The 21,369-nt window shown below is 63.9% G+C and carries 19 protein-coding genes; 10 read left to right on the top strand and 9 right to left on the bottom strand.

Annotated elements, in window-relative coordinates:
* Positions 1 to 4: 4 nt before the first annotated feature.
* Entirely contained in the window at positions 5 to 2,023 is a 2,019-nt protein-coding gene (locus tag HU719_RS20920) for an alpha-1,4-glucan--maltose-1-phosphate maltosyltransferase (RefSeq protein WP_186535583.1), read from the bottom strand.
* Positions 2,024 to 2,165: 142 nt separating this feature from the next.
* Between HU719_RS20920 and HU719_RS20915 the strand changes: the two genes are divergently transcribed.
* The 6 genes from HU719_RS20915 to HU719_RS20890 all read left to right on the top strand — a co-directional run bounded on the left by HU719_RS20915 (position 2,166) and on the right by HU719_RS20890 (position 8,564).
* On the top strand, positions 2,166 to 2,321 hold the full coding sequence (locus HU719_RS20915; RefSeq protein WP_186517085.1) for a hypothetical protein: 156 nt from the start codon (positions 2,166 to 2,168) through the stop codon (positions 2,319 to 2,321).
* Positions 2,322 to 2,532: 211 nt separating this feature from the next.
* Complete coding sequence (locus tag HU719_RS20910; RefSeq protein WP_186535582.1) at positions 2,533 to 2,781, top strand: acyl carrier protein; 249 nt, start codon at positions 2,533 to 2,535, stop codon at positions 2,779 to 2,781.
* Positions 2,782 to 2,959: 178 nt separating this feature from the next.
* A complete protein-coding gene (locus HU719_RS20905; protein WP_186535580.1) occupies positions 2,960 to 4,123 on the top strand; it encodes an isovaleryl-CoA dehydrogenase in 1,164 nt (387 codons plus the stop codon).
* A 71-nt stretch (positions 4,124 to 4,194) separates the two neighbouring features.
* On the top strand, positions 4,195 to 5,799 hold the full coding sequence (locus HU719_RS20900) for a carboxyl transferase domain-containing protein (protein ID WP_186535578.1): 1,605 nt from the start codon (positions 4,195 to 4,197) through the stop codon (positions 5,797 to 5,799).
* Positions 5,800 to 5,802: 3 nt separating this feature from the next.
* The gene (locus HU719_RS20895; RefSeq protein ID WP_186535576.1) at positions 5,803 to 6,618 is read left to right on the top strand and encodes a gamma-carboxygeranoyl-CoA hydratase; all 816 of its coding nucleotides are present in this window, start codon (positions 5,803 to 5,805) and stop codon (positions 6,616 to 6,618) included.
* Positions 6,615 to 8,564, top strand: coding sequence for an acetyl/propionyl/methylcrotonyl-CoA carboxylase subunit alpha (locus HU719_RS20890; protein WP_186535574.1), 1,950 nt, complete (start codon positions 6,615 to 6,617; stop codon positions 8,562 to 8,564). Before HU719_RS20895 ends, HU719_RS20890 begins: the two co-directional genes overlap by 4 nt.
* A gap of 326 nt (positions 8,565 to 8,890) precedes the next feature.
* On the opposite strand, the gene HU719_RS20885 is transcribed toward HU719_RS20890, so the two are convergent.
* Positions 8,891 to 9,598, bottom strand: coding sequence for an XRE family transcriptional regulator (locus HU719_RS20885; protein WP_186535573.1), 708 nt, complete (start codon positions 9,596 to 9,598; stop codon positions 8,891 to 8,893).
* Positions 9,599 to 9,686: 88 nt separating this feature from the next.
* Here HU719_RS20885 and HU719_RS20880 point away from each other — a divergent pair, with 88 nt between their 5' ends.
* The 3 genes from HU719_RS20880 (at position 9,687) to HU719_RS20870 (ending at position 12,253) form a co-directional block, all read left to right on the top strand.
* Complete coding sequence (locus tag HU719_RS20880; RefSeq protein WP_186517074.1) at positions 9,687 to 9,995, top strand: DUF6124 family protein; 309 nt, start codon at positions 9,687 to 9,689, stop codon at positions 9,993 to 9,995.
* 440 nt (positions 9,996 to 10,435) lie between these two features.
* Positions 10,436 to 10,948 carry a DUF4880 domain-containing protein gene (locus tag HU719_RS20875; RefSeq protein WP_186535572.1) on the top strand — a complete coding sequence of 171 codons (513 nt, stop codon included), beginning with the start codon at positions 10,436 to 10,438 and terminating at the stop codon, positions 10,946 to 10,948.
* Positions 10,949 to 11,104: 156 nt separating this feature from the next.
* Entirely contained in the window at positions 11,105 to 12,253 is a 1,149-nt protein-coding gene (locus tag HU719_RS20870) for a M14 family metallopeptidase (protein WP_186535571.1), read from the top strand.
* Between the two features lie 270 nt (positions 12,254 to 12,523).
* On the opposite strand, the gene HU719_RS20865 is transcribed toward HU719_RS20870, so the two are convergent.
* The 7 genes from HU719_RS20865 to HU719_RS20835 form a co-directional block, all read right to left on the bottom strand.
* The gene (locus HU719_RS20865; RefSeq protein ID WP_186535570.1) at positions 12,524 to 13,486 is read right to left on the bottom strand and encodes a Csu type fimbrial protein; all 963 of its coding nucleotides are present in this window, start codon (positions 13,484 to 13,486) and stop codon (positions 12,524 to 12,526) included.
* Entirely contained in the window at positions 13,486 to 15,819 is a 2,334-nt protein-coding gene (locus tag HU719_RS20860; RefSeq protein ID WP_186535569.1) for a fimbria/pilus outer membrane usher protein, read from the bottom strand. The genes HU719_RS20865 and HU719_RS20860 overlap by 1 nt, the downstream gene beginning before the upstream one ends.
* Positions 15,820 to 15,888: 69 nt before the next feature.
* Positions 15,889 to 16,665 carry a fimbrial biogenesis chaperone gene (locus tag HU719_RS20855; RefSeq protein WP_186535568.1) on the bottom strand — a complete coding sequence of 259 codons (777 nt, stop codon included), beginning with the start codon at positions 16,663 to 16,665 and terminating at the stop codon, positions 15,889 to 15,891.
* A 37-nt stretch (positions 16,666 to 16,702) separates the two neighbouring features.
* Positions 16,703 to 17,206, bottom strand: coding sequence for a Csu type fimbrial protein (locus HU719_RS20850; protein ID WP_186535566.1), 504 nt, complete (start codon positions 17,204 to 17,206; stop codon positions 16,703 to 16,705).
* A gap of 3 nt (positions 17,207 to 17,209) precedes the next feature.
* Positions 17,210 to 17,743 (bottom strand): Csu type fimbrial protein, encoded by a 534-nt coding sequence (locus HU719_RS20845; protein WP_186535564.1) that lies wholly within the window; start codon positions 17,741 to 17,743, stop codon positions 17,210 to 17,212.
* A gap of 17 nt (positions 17,744 to 17,760) precedes the next feature.
* Positions 17,761 to 18,294, bottom strand: coding sequence for a Csu type fimbrial protein (locus HU719_RS20840; RefSeq protein WP_186535605.1), 534 nt, complete (start codon positions 18,292 to 18,294; stop codon positions 17,761 to 17,763).
* 24 nt (positions 18,295 to 18,318) lie between these two features.
* Positions 18,319 to 18,846 carry a Csu type fimbrial protein gene (locus HU719_RS20835; RefSeq protein ID WP_186535562.1) on the bottom strand — a complete coding sequence of 176 codons (528 nt, stop codon included), beginning with the start codon at positions 18,844 to 18,846 and terminating at the stop codon, positions 18,319 to 18,321.
* Between the two features lie 267 nt (positions 18,847 to 19,113).
* On the opposite strand from HU719_RS20835, the gene HU719_RS20830 reads away from it, so the two are divergent.
* Positions 19,114 to 21,360, top strand: a complete 2,247-nt coding sequence (locus HU719_RS20830) for an ATP-binding protein (protein WP_186535560.1) — start codon at positions 19,114 to 19,116, stop codon at positions 21,358 to 21,360.
* Positions 21,361 to 21,369: the final 9 nt, after the last annotated feature.

Here is a 21,369-nt window from a genome sequence, read left to right as displayed (position 1 = left end):
GCGTCTAGCGCATTTTCTCGATGCGCCAGATGCCGAACGGCTGGTGCCAGGGCTCGATACGCATCCACTGGGTCTTGCCATGCCAGGCCCAGCGGTGGCCGGTCATCAGGTCTTCGCCTTGGGTGCTGGCGGTGTCGTCCAGCCCCAGCTCCCACAGCGGCAGCTCGAAATTGGCTTCCTGGGCGTTGTGCGGGTCAAGGCTGATGGCCACCAGCACGATGTTGTCGCGCGCAGGTGTCATTTTGGCGAAGTACAGGATCTGGTCGTTCCAGCAATTGAGGAACACCACCCCAAGGTGCGTCTGCAGGGCGCGGTTTTGCCGGCGTATGCGGTTGAGCTGGGCGATCTCGGCGACGATGTTGCCGGGGGCGGTGTAATCGCGCGGGCGAATTTCGTACTTTTCCGAGTCCAGGTATTCCTCCTTGCCCGGTAGCGCTGCCGCTTCGCACAGCTCAAAGCCTGAATACATGCCCCACAGCCCGGAGCCCATGGTTGCCAAAGCTGCGCGGATGAGAAAACCGGCGCGGCCAGAGTTGTGCAGGAAAAACGGGTTGATATCCGGGGTATTGACGAAGAAGTTCGGCCGGTAGCAGTGGCTCCAGGGCGGCTGGTTGAGTTCTTCGAAATACTCGCGCAGCTCTTGCTTGGTGTTGCGCCAGGTGAAATAGGTGTAGCTCTGGGCGTAGCCGACCTTGCCCAGCCGGGCCATCATCGCGGGCTTGGTAAAGGCCTCGGCGAGGAACAGCACCTCGGGGTACTGGCTGCGCACATTGGCGATCAGCCACTGCCAGAACGGCAAGGGCTTGGTGTGCGGGTTGTCGACGCGGAAGGTCTTGACCCCCTGCTCTACCCAGCCAATCACTACATCGCGCAGGGCCAGCCACAACCCCGGCACCGCGTCGGGCGCATAGAAGTCGACGTTGACGATGTCCTGGTACTTCTTCGGCGGGTTCTCGGCATAGCGGATGCTGCCGTCCGGGCGCCAGCTGAACCAGCCGGGGTGTTCCTTGAGCCACGGGTGGTCCTGGGAACACTGGATGGCAAAATCCAAGGCGATTTCCAAGCCATGTTCGGCGGCGGCGAGCACCAGCCGGCGGAAGTCCTCGCGGCTACCCAGTTGTGGGTGGATGGCATCGTGGCCACCCTCGGCACTGCCGATGGCGTAAGGGCTGCCAGGGTCATCGGGGCCGGCCTGCAAGGCGTTGTTACGGCCTTTGCGGTGCTGCTTGCCGATGGGGTGAATGGGCGGGAAGTACAGCACGTCGAAGCCCATGTCGCGGATCGCCGCCAGCCGCTTGTGCACATCGTTGAAAGTGCCGTGGCGCTCCGGGCTGTCGGTGACCGAGCGCGGGAACAGCTCGTACCAACTGGCAAATTGCGCCGCAGGACGATCGACGTCCAGCGGGAACTCGCGGCTGCGGGTCAGGTAGCTGCGGTGTTCGGCTTCATTCATCAGGCGTGCGGTGTCGGCGTCAAGCAACTGCGCCACCTGCTCGTGCGGCGCAAGGCTTGGCAGGCGCTGCTGGATCTCCAGCAGTTGCTCATGCAGCAAGCCGTCGCTGCGCTCGATGCCTTTGCCGAGCATCAGCCGGCCCTCTTCGAGTTCAAGGGTGACATCTAAGCCCGCTGCGTACTTTTTCTCGAGGTCGTAGCAATAGGTGGCGAACGGGTCGATCCACGCTTCGATGCTGAACAGGTGCAGGCCAAGCTCGGTGGGCGTGAATTCAGCCAACCACAGGTCGTTGCCCGGCGACTGCATGGGCACGGCGTGCCAGCGCCGGCTGTGGGCCTGGCGCCAGTACAGCATCACCGCCAGGCGGTCGTGGCCATCGCTGTAGACCTTGGCGCTGGCCTGCACCGGCTGGCCGCTGATGGCCTTGGCGGCAAATGCGCCAGCGTCGAGCACGGGGCCGGCATCCTCGATCACGATGCGCGGCGCGAGCAACGCCTGGGACAGGCTGATGGCCTGGTCCGGATGATCCAAGGCCATTGGCACGCTTTCGAAGGGCTCGTTACCTGACATCGCACTCACTCCAGGGGGATTGTGGCGGTAAGGGTTCTGAGCCGTGAACGCGCGCGGGGGTTCAAAAAAACTGAGCGAAAGGCGCAAAGCACTTGTCGTAGCCTGCAGTACCTCTTCATTCACCCCCGCGAGGTCAGGCCCCATGAACATCCCAGTGCCACCAGAGACTCCCGACCCGAACATCGACGAGCCACCCCTGCCGCCGCCGGTGCATGAGCCGGATGAATTGCCGATCAAGCCAACCGTGCCGCCTACCGTGGGTGACCCACCGAGCGAGGAGCCGCCGGTGAAGGTGTGAGGATAGACGGGTTGCCGCGCCTGGTTGGGCGGCACCTGTAATTTTGCTAGTAGCGAGTCCTTGAGCAGGTGCTCAATGGAGGCCCTGGGAAGCTACGCCCACGCTGGCGACGATGCATATCCTTCGGCAACACTCAACTGACATTTCTATCAGTAGCCCCACCCTGCCAATGCGCGTAACAAGACGCTCATCCCTTTCGCCGATGAACGCCATGCCCGCCCACGACTCCATCACTACCACGCTTCTGCGCATCTTCGCGGCTCATTTGGAGCTGGAAGAAAAAGACTTTTTGAGCGACTTGAGCTTCCACGAATTGGGCGCTGACAGCATGGACATGGTCGAGATGCAGGCCCTGGCTGAGGAAGCACTTGACATCCGGCTCCCGACACAAATCCCCACCCTCGTAGTTTTCAAAACCCTCGACCGACTGGTGCGCAAGGCGCTGGCCGCAAAAGCCTGACCCCTCCCAAACAGCCGGCTGGACAATTCACCCACTCAGGTTTACGTTAACGTAAAGGTGATCAAAAAAACGCCCTGTGGGGGCGGGCTTGCCCCGCGATTGCTAACGTAAACCACTGCCGCTTTGGCCTTGCAAGCCCGCCCCCACGAGCCATATCAAGAACAACAAGGTGCCGCTCATGCATTACCCAACCCTGAACTTCGCCCTGGGCGAAACCATCGACATGCTCCGCGACCAGGTCCGCCACTTTGTCGCAGCAGAGCTGGCCCCGCGCGCCGCGCAAATCGATGCAGACAACCTGTTCCCCGCCGATATGTGGCGCAAGTTCGGCGACATGGGCCTGCTGGGCATCACCGTGTCTGAAGAGTACGGCGGCGCCGGCCTGGGCTATCTGGCGCATGTGGTATGCATGGAGGAAATCAGCCGCGGCTCGGCCTCGGTGGCGTTGTCCTATGGCGCGCACTCCAACCTGTGCGTGAACCAGATCAACCGCAACGGCAACGCGGCGCAAAAGGCCAGGTACCTGCCGGGCCTGATCAGCGGCGAGCACATCGGCGCGCTGGCCATGAGCGAGCCCAATGCCGGCTCCGACGTAGTGTCGATGAAGCTGCGCGCCGACAAGCGCGGCGACCATTACCTGCTCAACGGCAGCAAGACCTGGATCACCAACGGCCCCGACGCCAATACTTACGTGATCTACGCCAAGACTGACCTTGAACGCGGCGCCCATGGCATCACTGCGTTCATTGTCGAGCGCGACTGGAAAGGCTTCACCCGCAGCAACAAGTTCGACAAGCTCGGCATGCGCGGCTCCAACACCTGCGAGCTGTTCTTCGATGACGTCGAAGTGCCCGAAGAAAACATGCTTGGCCAGCTCAACAGCGGCGTAAAAGTGCTGATGAGCGGCCTGGATTACGAGCGAGTGGTGCTGGCCGGCGGCCCTACCGGCATCATGCAAAGCTGCATGGACCTGGTGGTGCCGTACATTCACGACCGCAAGCAGTTTGGCCAGAGCATCGGCGAGTTCCAGCTTATCCAGGGCAAGATCGCCGACATGTACACCCAGCTCAACGCCAGCCGCGCGTACCTGTATGCCGTGGCCCAGGCTTGCGACCGTGGCGAGACCACACGCAAGGATGCCGCCGGGGTGATCCTGTACAGCGCCGAGCGCGCCACGCAAATGGCCCTGGAGGCGATCCAGATTCTCGGTGGCAACGGCTACATCAACGAATTCCCCGCCGGGCGCCTGCTGCGCGATGCCAAGTTGTACGAGATCGGCGCGGGTACCAGCGAAATCCGCCGCATGCTGATCGGCCGCGAACTGTTCAACGAGACCCGCTGAAAGCGGGTAGCCCACGCGTACCAAGCTTGCAGCTTGCCGGTTACAGCCTGGCCGCTGCCCAAGGACCTGCGATGATTCTGAAGTCTCAGTTGAACACCCGTGCGGCGGATTTCGCCGCCAACAGCGCCGCCATGCTGGAGCAGGTCAATGCCCTGCGCAGCCTGCTTGCCCAAGTCGCCCAGGGCGGCGGGCAAAAGGCCCAGCAGCGCCACACCTCGCGCGGCAAGTTACTGCCACGCGAACGTATCGATCGGCTGCTCGACCCGGGTTCGGCGTTTCTTGAAATCGGCCAGCTGGCAGCCCACCAGGTGTATGGCGAAGACGTGCCCGCTGCCGGCGTGATTGCCGGGATCGGCCGCATCGAGGGCGTGGAATGCATGATCGTGGCCAACGACGCCACGGTCAAAGGCGGCTCGTATTACCCGCTTACGGTCAAAAAGCACCTGCGCGCGCAGGCCATCGCCCTGCAGAACCGCCTGCCCTGCCTGTACCTGGTGGACTCAGGCGGCGCCAACCTGCCGCGCCAGGACGAGGTATTCCCTGACCGCGAGCACTTTGGCCGGATCTTCTTCAACCAGGCCAACATGAGCGCCCTAGGCATCCCGCAGATCGCCGTGGTAATGGGCTCGTGCACCGCTGGCGGCGCCTATGTGCCAGCCATGGCCGACGAGGCGATCATGGTGCGCCAGCAAGCGACCATCTTCCTCGCCGGCCCCCCGCTGGTGAAGGCCGCCACCGGTGAAGTGGTCAGCGCCGAGGACCTCGGCGGCGCCGATGTGCACTGCCGCACCAGCGGCGTCGCCGACCACTACGCCGAAGATGACGAACACGCCCTGGCCCTGGCCCGGCGCTGCGTGGCCAACCTCAACTGGCACAAGCTCGGCAGGCTGCAATGCCAGGCGCCGGTTGCCCCGCTGTACGACGCCAATGAGCTGTATGGCGTGGTGCCCGCCGAGGCCAAGCAGCCGTTTGATGTGCGCGAGGTGATCGCGCGGCTGGTCGACGGTTCGCAATTCGATGAGTTCAAGGCCCTGTTCGGCACCACGCTGGTGTGTGGCTTTGCCCACCTGCACGGCTACCCGATCGCGATATTGGCCAACAACGGCATTTTGTTCGCAGAAGCTGCGCAAAAAGGTGCGCACTTCATCGAACTGGCCTGCCAGCGTGGCATCCCGCTATTGTTCTTGCAGAACATCACAGGGTTCATGGTCGGCAAGAAATACGAAGAAGGCGGCATCGCCAAGCACGGCGCCAAGCTGGTGACCGCCGTGGCCTGCGCCCAGGTGCCTAAGTTCACGGTGATCATCGGCGGCAGTTTCGGTGCCGGCAACTACGGCATGTGCGGGCGCGCCTACGACCCGCGTTTTTTGTGGATGTGGCCAAACGCGCGCATTGGCGTGATGGGCGCCGAGCAAGCCGCCGGCGTGCTGGCGCAGGTCAAGCGCGAACAGAGCGAGCGCAGCGGCGAGGTGTTCAGCCTTGAGGACGAGCAGCGCCTCAAACAACCGATTCTCGATCAGTACGAGCAACAGGGCCACCCGTACTACTCAAGCGCAAGGCTGTGGGATGACGGCGTCATTGACCCGGCGCAAACCCGCGACGTGCTTGGTCTGGCGCTTTCCGCTGCGCTGAACGCCCCGATTGAACAGAGCCGTTTCGGCATCTTCCGGATGTGACCCATGAGCGATTTCGCCACCCTCGAACTGCACAAGGACCCTCGCGGCTTCGCCACCCTGTGGCTGAGCCGCGAGGACAAGAACAACGCCTTCAACGCCCAGATGATCCGCGAGCTGGTCGTGACCATTGAACAGCTTGGCAACGACGCTAGCCTGCGCTTTGTGCTGCTGCGTGCCCGTGGCCGGCACTTCAGCGCCGGGGCGGACCTGGCCTGGATGCAGCAGTCGGCTGCGCTGGACTTCAACACCAACCTGGACGACGCGCGCCAGTTGGGCGAGTTGATGTACGCCCTGCACCGGCTCAAGGTGCCGACCCTGGCGGTTGTCCAAGGCGCAGCCTACGGCGGCGCGCTGGGGCTGATCAGTTGCTGCGACATGGCCATTGGCGCCGATGATGCACAGTTTTGCCTGTCGGAGGTGCGCATTGGCCTGGCCCCGGCGGTCATCAGCCCGTTCGTGGTCAAGGCGATCGGCGAGCGCGCCGCACGCCGCTACGCCCTGACCGCCGAGCGTTTCAGCGCCGAGCGCGCCCGCGAACTGGGGCTGCTGGCCGAGGTATACCCGGCCGCAGAGCTGCCCGCGCAGGCCGAGGCGTGGATCGAAACCCTGCTGCAAAACAGCCCCCAGGCGCTGCGCGCCACCAAAGACCTGCTGCGCGAAGTGGATGACGGCGAACTGAGCCCGGCACTGCGCCGCTACTGCGAAAACGCCATCGCCCGCATTCGGGTCAGCGACGAGGGCCAGGAAGGGCTGCGCGCGTTCCTCGAAAAACGCCCGCCCAGCTGGCAAGCCAAGCCGCACAAGGAGCAGCAGCCATGAGCCGCGCAACCCTCACTACCCTGCTGGTGGCCAACCGTGGCGAGATCGCCTGCAGGGTGATGCGCACCGCCAAGGCCATGGGCCTGACCACCGTTGCCGTCCACAGCGCCATCGACCGCGACGCGCGGCACAGCCGCGAAGCCGATATCCGCGTCGACCTGGGCGGCAGCAAAGCCGCCGAGAGCTACCTGGTGATCGACAAGATCCTCGCGGCCGCCAAAGCCAGCGGCGCCCAGGCGATCCACCCAGGCTATGGTTTCCTGTCGGAAAATGCCGCCTTTGCCCGCGCCATTGAAGCGGCCGGGTTGATGTTCCTCGGCCCACCCGCCAGCGCCATCGATGCCATGGGCAGCAAGTCGGCGGCCAAGACGCTGATGCAGGCCGCTGGCGTACCGCTGGTGCCCGGCTACCATGGCCAGGCACAGGACCTGGACACCTTCCGCGAGGCGGCCGCAAGCATTGGCTACCCGGTGCTGCTCAAGGCCAGCGCCGGTGGCGGCGGCAAGGGCATGAAAGTGGTTGATGAGCCCAGCCAACTGGCCGATGCCCTGGCTTCGGCACAGCGCGAAGCCCAGGCCTCGTTCGGCGATGCGCACATGCTGGTGGAAAAATACGTGCTCAAGCCCCGGCACGTGGAGATTCAGGTATTCGCCGACCAGCACGGTAATTGCATTTATTTGAACGAGCGCGACTGCTCGATCCAGCGCCGCCACCAAAAGGTGGTCGAGGAAGCCCCCGCGCCAGGCCTTGCGCCTGGGCTGCGCAAGGCCATGGGTGAGGCGGCAGTGCGCGCCGCCCAGGCCATCGGCTATGTCGGGGCTGGCACGGTGGAATTTCTGCTCGATGCCCGTGGCGAGTTCTTCTTCATGGAGATGAACACGCGGCTGCAGGTGGAGCACCCGGTCACCGAGGCGATTACCGGCCTGGATCTGGTTGCCTGGCAGATCCGCGTGGCCTGCGGCGAGCCGCTGCCGATCACCCAGGAGCAGGTGCCGCTCAATGGCCATGCCATCGAGGTGCGACTGTACGCCGAAGACCCGGCCAACGACTTTCTGCCGGCCACCGGCACCCTTGCGTTGTACCGTGAATCGGCGCCCGGCGCCGGGCGCCGTGTGGACAGCGGGGTCAGTGAGGGCGATGAAGTCTCGCCGTTCTACGACCCCATGCTGGGCAAGCTGATCGCTTGGGGCGTGGACCGTGAACAGGCGCGCCTGCGCCTGCTGGCAATGCTCGACGAGTTTGCTATCGGCGGGGTGAAAACCAACATCGCCTTCCTGCGCCGCATTCTCGCCCACCCAGGCTTTGCGGCGGCAGAACTGGACACAGGCTTCATTCCACGTCATCAACAGGTGCTGCTACCGGCCCCAGAGCCGCTGCCAGCGTTGTTCTGGGAGGCTGCCGCACAGGCCTGGTTGCAAAGCACTCCGGCCCTGCAACGCGAGGATGACCCGGCCTCGCCTTGGGCCACCCGCAATGGCCTGCGCCTGGGTTTGCCTGCGCGCAGCAGCGTGTATCTGCACAGCGACGGGCAGGCCCAGGCGGTTGCCGTTGAAGGTAACGCACCGAGCGCCTGGCAATTGGCCGGGGAGCAGTTGTGCCACGACCACGACGGCCTGCGCCGGCGCTACCTGGCGGTGCGTCGTGATGATGTGCTGTATCTGCAGTGGCAGGGCGAGCTGCATACGCTGCGCCAGCATGACCCGATAGCCGCTGCTGAAGCGGGCCCGGGGCACCATGGCGGGCTGGCAGCGCCGATGAATGGCAGCATCGTCAGGGTGCTGGTGGAGCCTGGCCAGGTGGTTGCCGCAGGCGCGACGCTGGTGGTGCTGGAGGCGATGAAGATGGAGCACAGCATCCGCGCGGTTGAGGATGGCACGGTCAAGGGGCTGTTTTGCCAGGAGGGGGAGATGGTGAGCGAAGGGAGGGTGTTGGTGGAGATGGAGTGAGGGGACAGGCGACCTGCGGGGGCATCGAGGTGATCGAGTCAGGGCTGCCAAGTGTTTGCCGGAAGCCTTTCAGCGCCTACAAGATCGAGCGCCGCCCGCGCGGCGCATCGCAGGCTATCGCCAGCTCCCACAGAGACCGTGCTCAACCGCAACATTGCTGGTTGGACCCAATGCTGTGGGAAATGATAGAGAGTTGTGGCGAGCGGGCTTGTCCCGCGATGCGCCGCGCGGGCGGCGCTCGATCTTGTAGGCGCTGGAAACCTGCCCGCGAGCACCTGCCAGCCCTCTCGCGCCCCCCTTGAAAGAAGGGGTTGGTGTAGCCCCAGCTACAAAGCCCCCTGCATCCGCACCACCACCCCAAGAAATTCGCACCCGTCCTCGCACAACAACGTCGGGTAGCTTGTGTTTAGTGCCTTCAGATAACGCTGCCCACCCTCCTCGACCAGCTGCCTGAAGATCGCACTCTTGCCAGGCAACCGGGCAATCACCAACTTGCCAGGCTCGGCAGGCAGGCCGTCGTCGACCAGAATGCGCACCCCCTGGGGCACGCTGGTGCCGTGGGCGGCGTTCATGCTGTCGTTCTCCACCGTCAACCAGAACGCCTTGCCCTGGGCCAGATAGTCCGTCTGCTCGAACACCTGTGCCTCTGCCTCAGGCTCGCCCAACGCCACCCACTGGCGCAGCGGGTAGCGGAAGCACACAAAGTATTGAGCCTGGGCATCATCGACGCTTTCGTCTTCGTCCACCACGTACCGGGCGCGCTCCTCGCCCACCTGGCCCTGCACACGCAACTGCATGCAGACCTGGTAATGCGGCATGCCCAATTCGACGAACACCCGGTTCATCGATTCGACCCGCGGTTGCCGGCGCTTACGCAGCCAATGGCCAATGCTGCCCTGGGAAACCCCAACGCGTTCGGCTAGCTGCTCCTGGGAGATATCCAGCTCCTCGATCCGGTCTCGGATGAGTGCGATCCATTTGTCCATATTCATCGCAGGCACAATACGGGCTGCCACCTCACGCTCAATACACATAAAGTAGTATTTCAGTAATCTACTAAAAATACTCAAGGTATTAAACTCGCCGAACACCCTTTCCCGCTTGGACTCTCAGGTAATCAGGATGAACAGCCCGAAAAAAACGGATACAGAACTCGACAGCGAGGCCGCCCGCCGAGCCCTCGACTACTACCTCAACCCGCCCACCGCCACACCCGACCTTGAGCGTTCGCTGTGGACCTTGCGTGACGGGGTGAGCCGCGAGCAGGCCATGGAACATGCCCTGGAGCTGCTGCGCTGCGCTGCGGCCACCGCGCAGGAAACCGCAGCCCATCAGCAGGGCACGACGCGTGAGGTGGTTTTTGCGTTGATGCACATGACCAACATGGCCCGCGCTCTGCTGGAGCAGCGCCACGCCATGGAACAGGATTGAATGCAGGAAGGAAGCAGGACGTGATGCCCAGGGCTGGTGCTATCCCCCGCTGGCAGGGATGAGGCGTGCGTCGGTACGTTTTTTTTACCGAGTACGGTAAAAATCATTTGACTGGCAAATGATAACGATTATTATTGCACTCAGCTGGTCGCGAGACCCGCTGGATAACCTGCAAGTCCTCAGGTCGGACTCTCAGATTATCTCCTCATCAGGCTAATCACGGTTTTTGACCCGGCTTTTTGCCGGGTCATTTTTTTTGCTCTTCAGGCTAATGAAGATCGTTTAATGGCGGCGATCATAGCAAAAGTGTTTCAGTGCGTGAACGCTCATTACAAATCTTTGCCGAATCAGCACTTGAGAATCAATCTCATTGCGATTAAGCTGGTTCGGCGTCACGGAAGACGCGCCCCTCCCTCCATTCCCTGAGCAAGGAGCTGTCCATGAGCCGTCTGCTGTTGCCTCTACAGCAACACCCGCGCACCGCCGACCAGCCTGCCGACTCCCTGCTACATGCACTCAAGCGCCTGCCGCGGCGGGTGCAGCAAGTCTTTCTGCTCAACCGTCTCGACCAATTGCCCTTCGCCGAGATTGCCGCGCGCCTGGGCTTGCCGTTGCTGGCCATCGAGCGCCATCTGAACCAGGCCCTGCAGACCACCCGCGAGCCGGGCGACGCGTTGGCCAGTGTGGCGATCCAATGGTACGTGCGCCTGCAAAGCCCGGAAGTGACGGCCAGCGAACGTATCGATTTTCGCCGCTGGCTGGATGCAGCCCCCGAGCATCTGCACGCCTTCCACCAGACCGAACTGCGCTGGCGCAGCCTGCAGGCACCGGCCCGGCTGCTCGGGCAGGATGGCTGGTATCGCCAGGGCCGGGCGGCACTGTCGCTGGGCGGCTGCTCGGTGACCATTGCGCTAGGGCTAGCGGCCTTGGCAGCACTGGGTTTGTGGGCCTGACCAAAACGCCTGCCTGCCCTTGAGCCAATACGCCACGGTTAGAAGCTGGTCAGCTCACAGAACAGTCCGACTTATTTGAAGGAAATTTCACGCGCCCTGTCGCCAGCGTTGCGGTGTAGAGTAACCGCACAACAACGCCAAGACAGGAGCCTGGCAATGACCGTGACGCTGTCCCCACTGCACATCGACTGTGAGTTCGATGCCGGCAATATCCATGTGGTAGATGCCAGCAACCCCGCCCAGGTGCACCTGCATATCCGCCCGGACACCCACAGCGGCCATTTCCAGTGGTTCCACTTCAAGGTCAGCGGCCTGATCGTGGGGCAAACGCATCGCTTCAGCCTCGACAACGCCCATGCCTCCTCGTACAAAAACGCCTGGACGGGTTACAACGCGGCGGCCTCCTACGACCAGAAAACCTGGTTTCGTGTGCCCAGCCAGTACGACGGCAAGGCGCTCAGCTTCGAAGTCGAGGCCGAACACGACACTATCTGGTTCGCCTATTTCGAGCCTTACTCCCGCGCACGCCACAACCAGTTGATCGAACGCGCCCGGCAAATCCCCGGCGTCGAAGTGCTAGCCAACGGCCGCAGCGTGCAAGGCCGGGACATCCCGCTGCTGCGGGCAGGCGATGGCGGTGCCGGCAAGCGCAAGCTGTGGATCATCGCCCAGCAGCACCCCGGCGAACATATGGCCGAATGGTTCATCGAAGGGGTTATCGACCGTTTGCAGGCCAACGACCCGGCCATTGCGCAACTGCTGGCCAAGGCCGACCTCTACCTGATTCCCAACATGAACCCCGACGGCGCGTTCCTCGGCCACCTGCGCACCAACTTCAAGGGCCAGGACCTCAATCGCGCCTGGCAGAACGCCAGCCTTGAGCAAAGCCCCGAGGTGTTCTTCGCCCAAAGCCAGATGAACTTGTACGGTGTGGACGCCTTTGTCGATGCCCATGGCGATGAAGAAATACCCCATGTATTCACCGCGGCCTGCGAAGGCAACCCTGGCTATACCCCGCGTATCGCCAGGTTGGAAGAGCAGTTCCGCACTACGTTGAGCAGCTTGACCGCAGATTTCCAGACCACCCACGGCTACACCCGCGACGCGCCCGGCCAGGCCAACATGACCCTTGCCTGCAATGCCGTGGGCCAGGCCTATGATTGCCTGTCGCTGACGCTGGAAATGCCGTTCAAGGACCATGACGATGCGCCGGAGCCGGTAGCACAGTGGTCGGGCGCACGCGCGAAGGCGCTGGCCGGGGCGGTGCTTGAAACGCTGCTCAAGATGGTCGACGACCTGCGCTAGCAGCCACTTGTTCTACAGGCTGGCCTGGCCCTCGCCTGGCATCAATACCGCGCCTGGACGCGGTTTCTGTAGGAGCGGCCTTGTGTCGCGAAAGGGGTGCGAAGCGCCCCCAAAATCTGTGCTTCAACTTGATATCGCCTGGGCCGCTTTGCGACCCTTTCGCGACACAAGGCCGCTCCTACACAGTCAAAGCGAATTACCTGAAACCATAGAATCTCCCAAGCTCCAATTCTTTGCGCGATAGCGCAACCCAAAGGGCTGGGCGATCGCTTAAAACGTCACATCCAGCACTACATTGTCGAGGTAGCTGCCAGCCGGCGGAGTGGGCTGGTCGGTGTAAATTCGGGCGTTGTAATTGAACACCTGCGCACCGATGCCACTACCGTTGCCAGGGTTTACATCGGCATCGCTGCTTGCACGCCGGGCCGCCGAAACCGAGCCCCAGCGCGTAGTGCCGCCGCTCTTGAAAATGTCGTAGGCCAGGTAATTGCCAGCGGCGGATTTCATCCGCCGCCGCCCACCCAAAGCGTTCTGCCCATCGTTCAGGCCTACGGTGTAGGCACTGCCCTTGGTGCACGACAGGCTCAAGCTCTGGTTCACCGTAGTGAACCCGGCCACCACCGGCGCACTGCCAAAGCTGATGTTCGGGGTGGTGATCTGGCAGTCGTTACTCACGGTCAGGCTGACACTGACGGTCTGGTTGCCAGACCCGACATCCCGCCCAAGGCAAACGTTGCCAAGGCCAATGCCAGAGCAATAATTCCACGCCCAAGCCACGTTCAGCGTCTCGGTATAAACCCCCGCCGCGACATTGGCGCCGATAACCGTCTTCAGATACAACGGTGCGGTCTTGGGCGTGTTGCCGCTGAGCAAACCCAGCGCATCGGCCACGCCATTGCGGGCCAGATCAAACTGCGTGCCGCGGGTGATGGCGTAGCTGGCCGCACTGTCGGCATAGATCGTATAAGGGATGACATCCCCCGTCGGCGCCACCAGCCCGCTGCTGGTGGAGGTGATGGTGACGTAGATGTGGTCGGTACTGACCAGCAGCGACAGCAGCGAACCGGTGCAGCGCAGCCCGGCGTTGGGGGTTGAGGCGCTCTGCACAGTGGTGCGCACCAAGGTTGAGTTGACGGTGCCGAACCCCGCCGCAGCGGTGCTGACCACAGAGCACGCGGCCCACGCGGGCGCCGGCAACAGCACTGCCAGCAAGGCCAGCCCGAGGCGCCGCATCACTGGCACACCAGCGGGCCGATCAGCGGGATCGGGCCCTGCCCTTCAGGCAACCTGAAGGCCACCGTGCACTGCCCACCGTCCGCCTTGTCCACCCGCAGATGGTTGTCTGGCGCCAGGTTTTCCAGATACACCAGCCCGTCCCAGCCCACCACCGCCTCGCTGCCACTCTCCTGATGCAGCACCCGGCTGCCCAGCTTGAGTTCCTGCTGCTTGCCATCCACCAGTACCAGGCTCGCCGCCAACACCCGCTTGAGCGGGAATTCCAGCAGGTAACCGCTGTTGCGGCGCACGGCCACGCGCTGCTCAACCTGCGGCGCCAGCACATCGGCCGGCAGGTCCATGGGGTCGATCTCGTATTTGCCTCGGTAATAGCCGCTGCTGTACGGCACCAGCAGGTGCCCGTTACGGTCGGTACGGCCAACCAGCTGGTTTTCGTAGCGCACCGGCACATCGGCGTAGCCTGCTGTGCTGACTACCACAAAGGCATCATCGATGCGGTTGGCGGCGAACACTCCGGCATCCATCAGGACCAACGAGCCGCTGACATCGGCCCAGCGCGTCATCTGCTCGCTACTGCCGTACAGCCCGGCCTGCAACTGCACCGACTGCAGCCGCCACGTCAGGTCGGCCTGACGATAGGCACCGCTGCTGCCGCCGCTGGCGTAGCCCAGGTTGTAGCCGACACCACCCCCAACCGGCACCGCGCGGCTGTAGTTGACGCGCTGCAGGTCCTGGCCGTCCTTGCTGCGCTCGGCGCTGAACGAGAGCGTGCCGCGCAGATCGAACGGCACCACCACCTGGGCCTGCACCGCCCACTGGCTGTCGCCGATATCGCGGTTGGCCGACAGGTACAGGCTGCTGTTGCCCCACAGGGGCTTGCTCCAGCTCAGGTTCAGCAACCGGGTGCGCGAGCCGTCGCCAGCGCGAATATCGAAGAAGCCCGCACCCAGGCTGCCGTAGCGGTCCAGGTTCACGCTCACGGTAGCCTGCTCGCTGCGCCGGCTCAGGCGCGTGTAGGGGCTGTCGACCAGCGACAGATCGGCGTATTCGCCACGGCGCTCGATGCGCTGGTAATTGAAGCCAAGGCGCCGGCTGTTGTACTGGTAGCCAAGCGCCACCTGTTGGCCGCTCTCCCCGGCGAAGCGGCTTTGCGCCACTGCAGCATTGAGCACGCCAAAGGTACCGACGCGCAGATTGCCACCCACGCCGCCGAGCGCCAGCGACTCGGACGTCTCGGCATGGGTTTCGACAGTGAAGTAGTCCGACAGGCCATGGCGCAAGCTGGCAGTCGCCACCCCTGGGCCATAGGCAAAGTCGCGCACGGCGTAATCACGGCGCAGGCTGCCTGCGGCCATCGAGAAGTCGGACAAACCCTTGGCCAGCAAGCTGCTGGTGACGTAGAACGGCAAGGTCGTTGAGACCTGCCGGCCCAGGGCGTCGGTGGTGACGACCACGGCCTCACCCGCGCCATTGATGAACGGCACGTTGGTTAGCGTGTAGGGGCCTGGCTGCAGCTCGGTGGTACTGCTTTTGTAGCCATTGATGAACAGATCCAGCGAGGTTGGCACCGCCGCTTCGCCGGCAAAGGCCGGCAAGGGGTAGGTGACCAGGTCTGGGCGGGCGCCGAAGTCGCGCGACAATTGCACGCCCCCCACACGCACCGAGGTGGTCCACGGCAAGGCGCCGGTCACCACGTCGCCCAACTCGTAGCTGAGCAGGCGCTGTTCATCGGTGTAGCGAAACGTGGTGTCGTAGCGCAGAAAACCCTGGCGCGTCTCGCTGTGCGGCCCATTGAACGACTGGCGCCACTGCCCGGTGGTGGAAAACGTGCCCCAGGTGTCGAACAGACGCAGTTCGTTCCAGGCAGCCAGGTAGGTCCCGCCGTCGTCGGTATCGTTGAGGTAGGCATCGTAATTGAACAAGGCGCCAAAACTGGTGCGGTTGTCGCTGGCCGGGTACAGGCCGCGGTCACCGATTTGCTGGTCCGGCAGCCACGACGGTGGCACCTGCAGCAGCAGGCGCTGGTTCTGGCTGTCGTAGTCGGCGTGCAGGCCTGGAATGTCTTCCACGGCGACCTCGCCTTGCGGGTCACCCGGCAAGCGCACGCCGGCCTCGCGCAGCACCTCGCTGGGCAGGTACAAGCGCCCTGCCCGCTGCTGCACCGGCACCAGCTCAGCCTTGCCCACCTGGTTCACCAGTAGGTCCAGGTACAGCGTGGCATCGGCAATGGCCGAACTCTCGGCGGGCGGTGGCGGTAGTTCGTCGGCCACCGCAAGGCCCACCCCCAGCACTGCCAGGCCCAGCCATACTCGATGCGTTGCTGCCCGCATCCAGCTCACACACGATTCTCTGCCATTGCCGGGTCCTCCCTGGCCCCTGACGTGCATCTACTGCGTGGATTACTGCCCTTGCCGAATCGCCTGCGCCACGTCCTGGCCGTTGACCCGCCCTTTGAGCACGCTAGCGGCGCCCGGCGCTGCGGGCACCGGCCATCGCATGCTGGCGCCGGGCAGCACGTAACCCAGCAAGCCCTCCACCAGCGGCCGCTCCTGCCCGCCCTGTTGCAGCACCACATCGGTCAGCCGGGCGTGTACCGGGCCGGTGTTGCGCAACTCCACATAGGGTTTGCCCTGCACCGTCACCGCGCGCCAGCTCAGTTGCGGCTTGCCCACGCCTTCGGCGCTGCGGTTGCCTTCGCTGTCGGCCTTGCCCCACAGCCCATCGCCGTAGACGAACAGCGGCACCGAATAACGCATCTGCAGACGGATCGCAGCCTTGGGCCCCTCTGCTGCTGGGTCGGTGGGCAAGGGTGACGGGATCTCGTCGATGATGATGCGGTAAGCCTGCTCCTGCCCCGCTGGCGAGTTGCCGGTGCGGGTCAGGCGAATCAGTTGCTTCTGCCCCGGGGCGATATTGGCCACCGGTGGGCTGCCGATGATGTCGCGCTGGGCCTGAAACTGTTCCTGGAACTCGCCCTGGCGCCAGGCGAACACCCGCACCTGCAGGCTGGCCGGCGTGCTGCCGCGGTTTTCCAGCCATAGCGCACCGGCCTTCTGGTCGGCCTCAAGCACCGGGTCGATCGGCCAGATCAACACCGAGGTGGCGGCGAAGGCCGGCGTACTCGCCAGCAGCAACAGCCCGATGATTCCTTGCGCCAGTTTCGCGCCTGCCCGCATACCGCTCTCCTTCATCTGGTCGATTACAGCGCCTGGTTCACCAGGTCACCGTCACTTGCACAACATCGGTGTAGGTCCCAGCCGGCAAGTTGCCGGGCAAGGTGGTGCGGCCATAGACCGGCAGCTTGATGGCAGTAGGGTCGCTGTAGCTGACCGTGGCACTGGTGCCAATACCCAGCGCCTGGCTGTAGGCGGCGTCGCTGAACAGCTGATAGGCCAGTAGCTGGGTACCGCCGTTGCGCTTGAGGTTGCGGGTGCCGCTGGCGCTGTTCTGCCCACCATCGAGCTTCATGCTCAGACCAACCCCCGGCGTGCACTGGAAGGTCACCGTGGTGCCGCCCAGCGACGTGCCAACCACTCCGGTGGCCAGCGCCGAGCGGGTCCCGAAATCGAGCACCCCGTAGGTGGTCACCCCGCCCACCACCAGGCACCCGGCGCTGATGGTCGCAGATACCTCGAAGGTACTGCCGGTTACCGCCTGGGTGCCCTGCACGGGTATCAGCACCAGCCCGGCAAGCAGCAGGCGAAGCGCGCTGCACATGGTTCAGAAACTCAGCTCGACCGCCACTGTGTCGGTGTACACCCCTGCCGGCAGCCCCGCTTTACCACGTGCTTGGCCGTACAGGTTGACGGTCTGCGCAGCACCGGTGCTGGTCGGCAAAGTGATGGTGCCGTCGATGGCCAGTGGCTGGGTGCGCCCGGTGTCGGTGTAGAAATCGTAGGGCACATAGTTGCCAGCACCGTCAGCCAGGGCGCGGGTGCCTCCAGAGGACTGGCCGTCATGGGCCCCGGCGCGCACGCGGATCGACGGCACGGTGCCCGCCGAGCACAAAATGCTCATCGCCCCACCGCCGCCGCCGAGCACTTGCCCGTTGGCGGTGGTGAACAGCGCATCCTGGGTGCCGAAACTGAGGGTACCGAAGTTCAGCCCGGAGCTACCGGAGCCGCCATTGACCTGGCACGCAGCGGTAAGGGTCAGGGTCGAGCTGATGGTGCCGGTTACGGTGGCGGCCTGAACCTGAGCGGTCAGGGCCAGGGCCATGCCTGCGAGCAGGCAGCGAGAATAGTGCTTGGGCATCGGGATCTCCTTGCGTGTTACCAGTCCAGTGTCACTCTGAGGGTGTCGCGGTACAGCCCGGCCGGCAGCGCGCGCGGCTGCGCGACCACCACGCCGTAAATGGGTACGGGAACTTGCTGGGTGCCTCTGATGGTGAAGGTGCGCGCCTGGCCGACGGCGTAGCGGCTGTTGCCAGCGGGGTCGACAGCCAACTGATAGACGATGGTTTCGCGGCCGTTGCTCAGCCGGCGCACGCCGTCGCCGCCGTTTAGCCCTTCGTCGATGCGCACGGTGAAGGCGCGCACCTGGGGCGAGCAACTGATCTGCAGGCCACCTGCACCGCCGGCGTCGTCCACCTTGCCGGCCAGCGGTTGTTCCCAGGACGGGCCTTGCGCGCCGAAGTCGATCAGCCCTGGGTTGCCGAGGGTTGCCGGCTGGGGGTTGTTGTTGATCTGGCAGGCGGCGCTGATGATCAACTGCGCCTGGATGAACCCGGTACTGCTGCCGTGGACAGTGCCACCCGGTAGCAACAGCGGGCCGAGGGTCAGCAGTAGAAGGGATGTGCGTTGCAGCCGTTCCTTGTGCATGGCGGTTCCCTACCAGGTCACGGTGACTTTGAGCAGGTCGGCATACAGCCCGGCCCGCGGCACCCACGCTATCTTGTCGATACGCGCATACAGCGGCAGTTCCACCGAGCCGCTGTCCGGCACCCGCGCCGACTGCGCGACACCCACTTCAAGGGGTTCGCGCCAGGCGGCATCGCGGTAGAGGCGGTACGGGATAGGCTGGGCGCGCTGATCAGTGCTGGCCAGGTAACGCACCTGGCCGACGCCGCCGTGCAGGCCGCCGTCAACGCGAATCTGGTAGGGGGTATCGGGGTTGCACTCAAGGCGTGGCGGCCGCGGGCTGTACAGCACGCCGGCCAGCGGCGCACCGGGGCCGTCCAGGCGGGCGGCGGCGCCAAGGTCGATCACTCCTAGCGCTTGGGCACCGGCATCACGTTGCTGATTGACCAGCATGCAGCCGCGCTGCACCCGTACCTGCACATCGACGAGAAAGTCTGCTGCCATTGCACTGCTGCTCAAACACAGGCCCAAACACCCGGCCACTAAGCGCTCCTTCACCTTTTACACCCTGCCCTGAAGAGGTTGAATTTGAGCGTAGCAGTGGGAATTGATCAGGGCCGGGCGATGGATATCTCTCTTTGGCATTAATAAAAAGGGCTAAACGGCGTAACCGGGGGTGCAGAAAATTTATTGAAAAATGGACGAAACCCCTGAACTTCCTGCCCCTCCAATAGCCATAAGCCGGCAATCCAGGCCGCCTTCTGATACTTTGCACCGCGACACAAGTACCTGCCCCGCGCATGGACGGACCCACAGGAGATTCCCTTGAGCAATGCCCCGACTTCGCTCGAACAGGCCATCGAGCGCTGCGCCCAGGAACCGATCCGGATCCCCGGCAGCATCCAGCCCCAAGGTTTTCTGTTGGTGCTCGACCACAGCGACCTGAGCATTCTTCAGGCCAGCGAAAACAGCCAGCAATGGCTCGGCCAGCCTGCCCAGGCGCTGCTTGGCCAAGCGCTGCCGGCCTTACTCGCCGAGGGCGTCAACCTGCGCGAGCTGTTGGCAAACCTGCCTGAGGACGAGGTGTTTCCGTTCCATATCGGCGACCTGCAACTGCACCCGCAGGCCCCCTGCCAGGAACCGCTGCGCGTGCTCGCCCATGCCCATGACCAGGTGCTGATCGTCGAATTCGAACCCAGTGCGCGGCGCGTTTCGCAGCACAGCGACTATTATCCGCTGGTGCGCGCTTTCGTCAGCACCGTGCACCAGGCCAAAGGCATCGAGGAACTGCTGCAGCAGGCGGTTCGGCAGATCAAGCGCATCACAGGTTTCGGCCGGGTAAAAGCCTACAGCTTCGATGCCGATGGCACCGGCAAGGTCCTGGCTGAAGCCTTGGACCCCGGCTACCCCAGCTACCTGGGCCAGAGCTTCCCGGGGTCGGACATCCCGCGCCAGGCCCGCGAGCTGTATTGCATCAACCGCATCCGCGTCATCGAAGACGCCGATTACCAGCCCGCAGCGCTGGTCCCCGAGCTCAACCCTCGCACCGGCCAACCACTGGACATGAGCTTCGCCACCCTGCGCAGTGTCTCGCCAGTGCACCTTCAGTACATGCGCAACATGGGCACGCAGGCTTCGATGTCGCTGTCGATCGTGGTCGACGGCAAGCTCTGGGGGCTGGTGTCGTGCCACCACGAACAGCCGCGTGCGGTGGACTTCCAGAGCCGCACCGCCTGCGAACTGCTGGCCAACGTGCTATCGCTGCAGCTTGAAGCGCTGGAAGCCCACGACAGCACCCGTTTTCTGCTCGACCTGCGCCAGTACATCGTGCGCATGCTTGCCGCCATGGCCGACCATGACAGCGTCAGCGATGGCCTGCTGGCACAGCCCGAGGTCATGCTGCAATTTGCCCGCGCCTCTGGCGCTGCGATCATCAGTGCCGAACGCTGCGACCTGATCGGCCACACCCCGCCCGCAGCGCAGGTAAACGCCTTGGTGCACTGGCTGGGCCAGCGCAGTGGCGAGTTGGTGTTACACACCGACAACGTGCGCCGCGACATCGAGGTGTTGCCGGAACTCGCGGAGCATTCTGCCGGGGTGCTGGCGGTGGCCATCTCGCAGATCCACTCGCACTACCTGGTGTGGTTCCGCGACGAGCAGGCGCGCACAGTCGATTGGGCCGGCCGGCCAGAAAAGCATATTGGCCCGCAAGGCACGCTCAACCCGCGGCACAGCTTCGAACGCTGGCGGGAAGAGGTCCGCGACTTCAGCGCACCGTGGGAGCCACTGATCATCGAAGGGGTTACCGAACTGCGCAACGCCGTGCTCGGCATCGTCCTGCGCAAGGCTGAAGAACTGGCGCAACTGGCCAACGAGCTGAAGCGCTCGAACAAAGAGCTCGAAGCGTTTTCCTACAGCGTATCCCACGACCTGCGCGCGCCGCTGCGGCACATCGCGGGCTACAGCGAACTGCTCAACGAGCTTGAGGGCGAGCACCTGACCGAGCGCGGCAAGCGCTTCCTGGGCCATATCGAGGAAGCCGCACAGTTTGCAGGCTCGCTGGTCGACAACCTGCTGAATTTCTCGCAGATGGGCCGCTCGGCGCTGCGCCTGTCGGATGTTGACCTCAATGCGCTGGTCGAAGCGATCCGCAACGAAACGGCGCCTGACTACGCCGGGCGCACTATTATCTGGGAAGTGGCGCAGCTGCCCAAGGTGTACGCAGACCCGGCCTTCATCAACATGGTGCTGCACAACCTGATCGCCAACGCCATCAAGTACAGCCGCGACCGCGACCCTGCGCGTATCGAAGTGGGCGCGGTGCAACACGCCGACGAGACCGAGGTGTACGTGCGCGACAACGGTGTGGGCTTTGACATGGCCTATGTCGACAAGCTGTTCGGCGTGTTCCAGCGCCTGCATCGCATGGAAGAATTCGAGGGTACGGGTATTGGCCTTGCCAGTGTAAGGCGTATCATCGAGCGCCATGACGGCCGGGTCTGGGCCGAGGGCCGTGTCGGCCAGGGCGCCAGTTTCCATTTCACCCTGCCCCATCAATTACCGACAGCCTGAGGCCGCCGA

This window comes from Pseudomonas farsensis, assembly GCF_014268805.2.
In the GTDB taxonomy this organism is placed as follows: Bacteria; Pseudomonadota; Gammaproteobacteria; order Pseudomonadales; family Pseudomonadaceae; genus Aquipseudomonas; species Aquipseudomonas farsensis.
The sequence above is the reverse complement of the archived record's forward strand: the minus strand, read 5'-3'. Positions and strand labels throughout refer to the sequence as shown.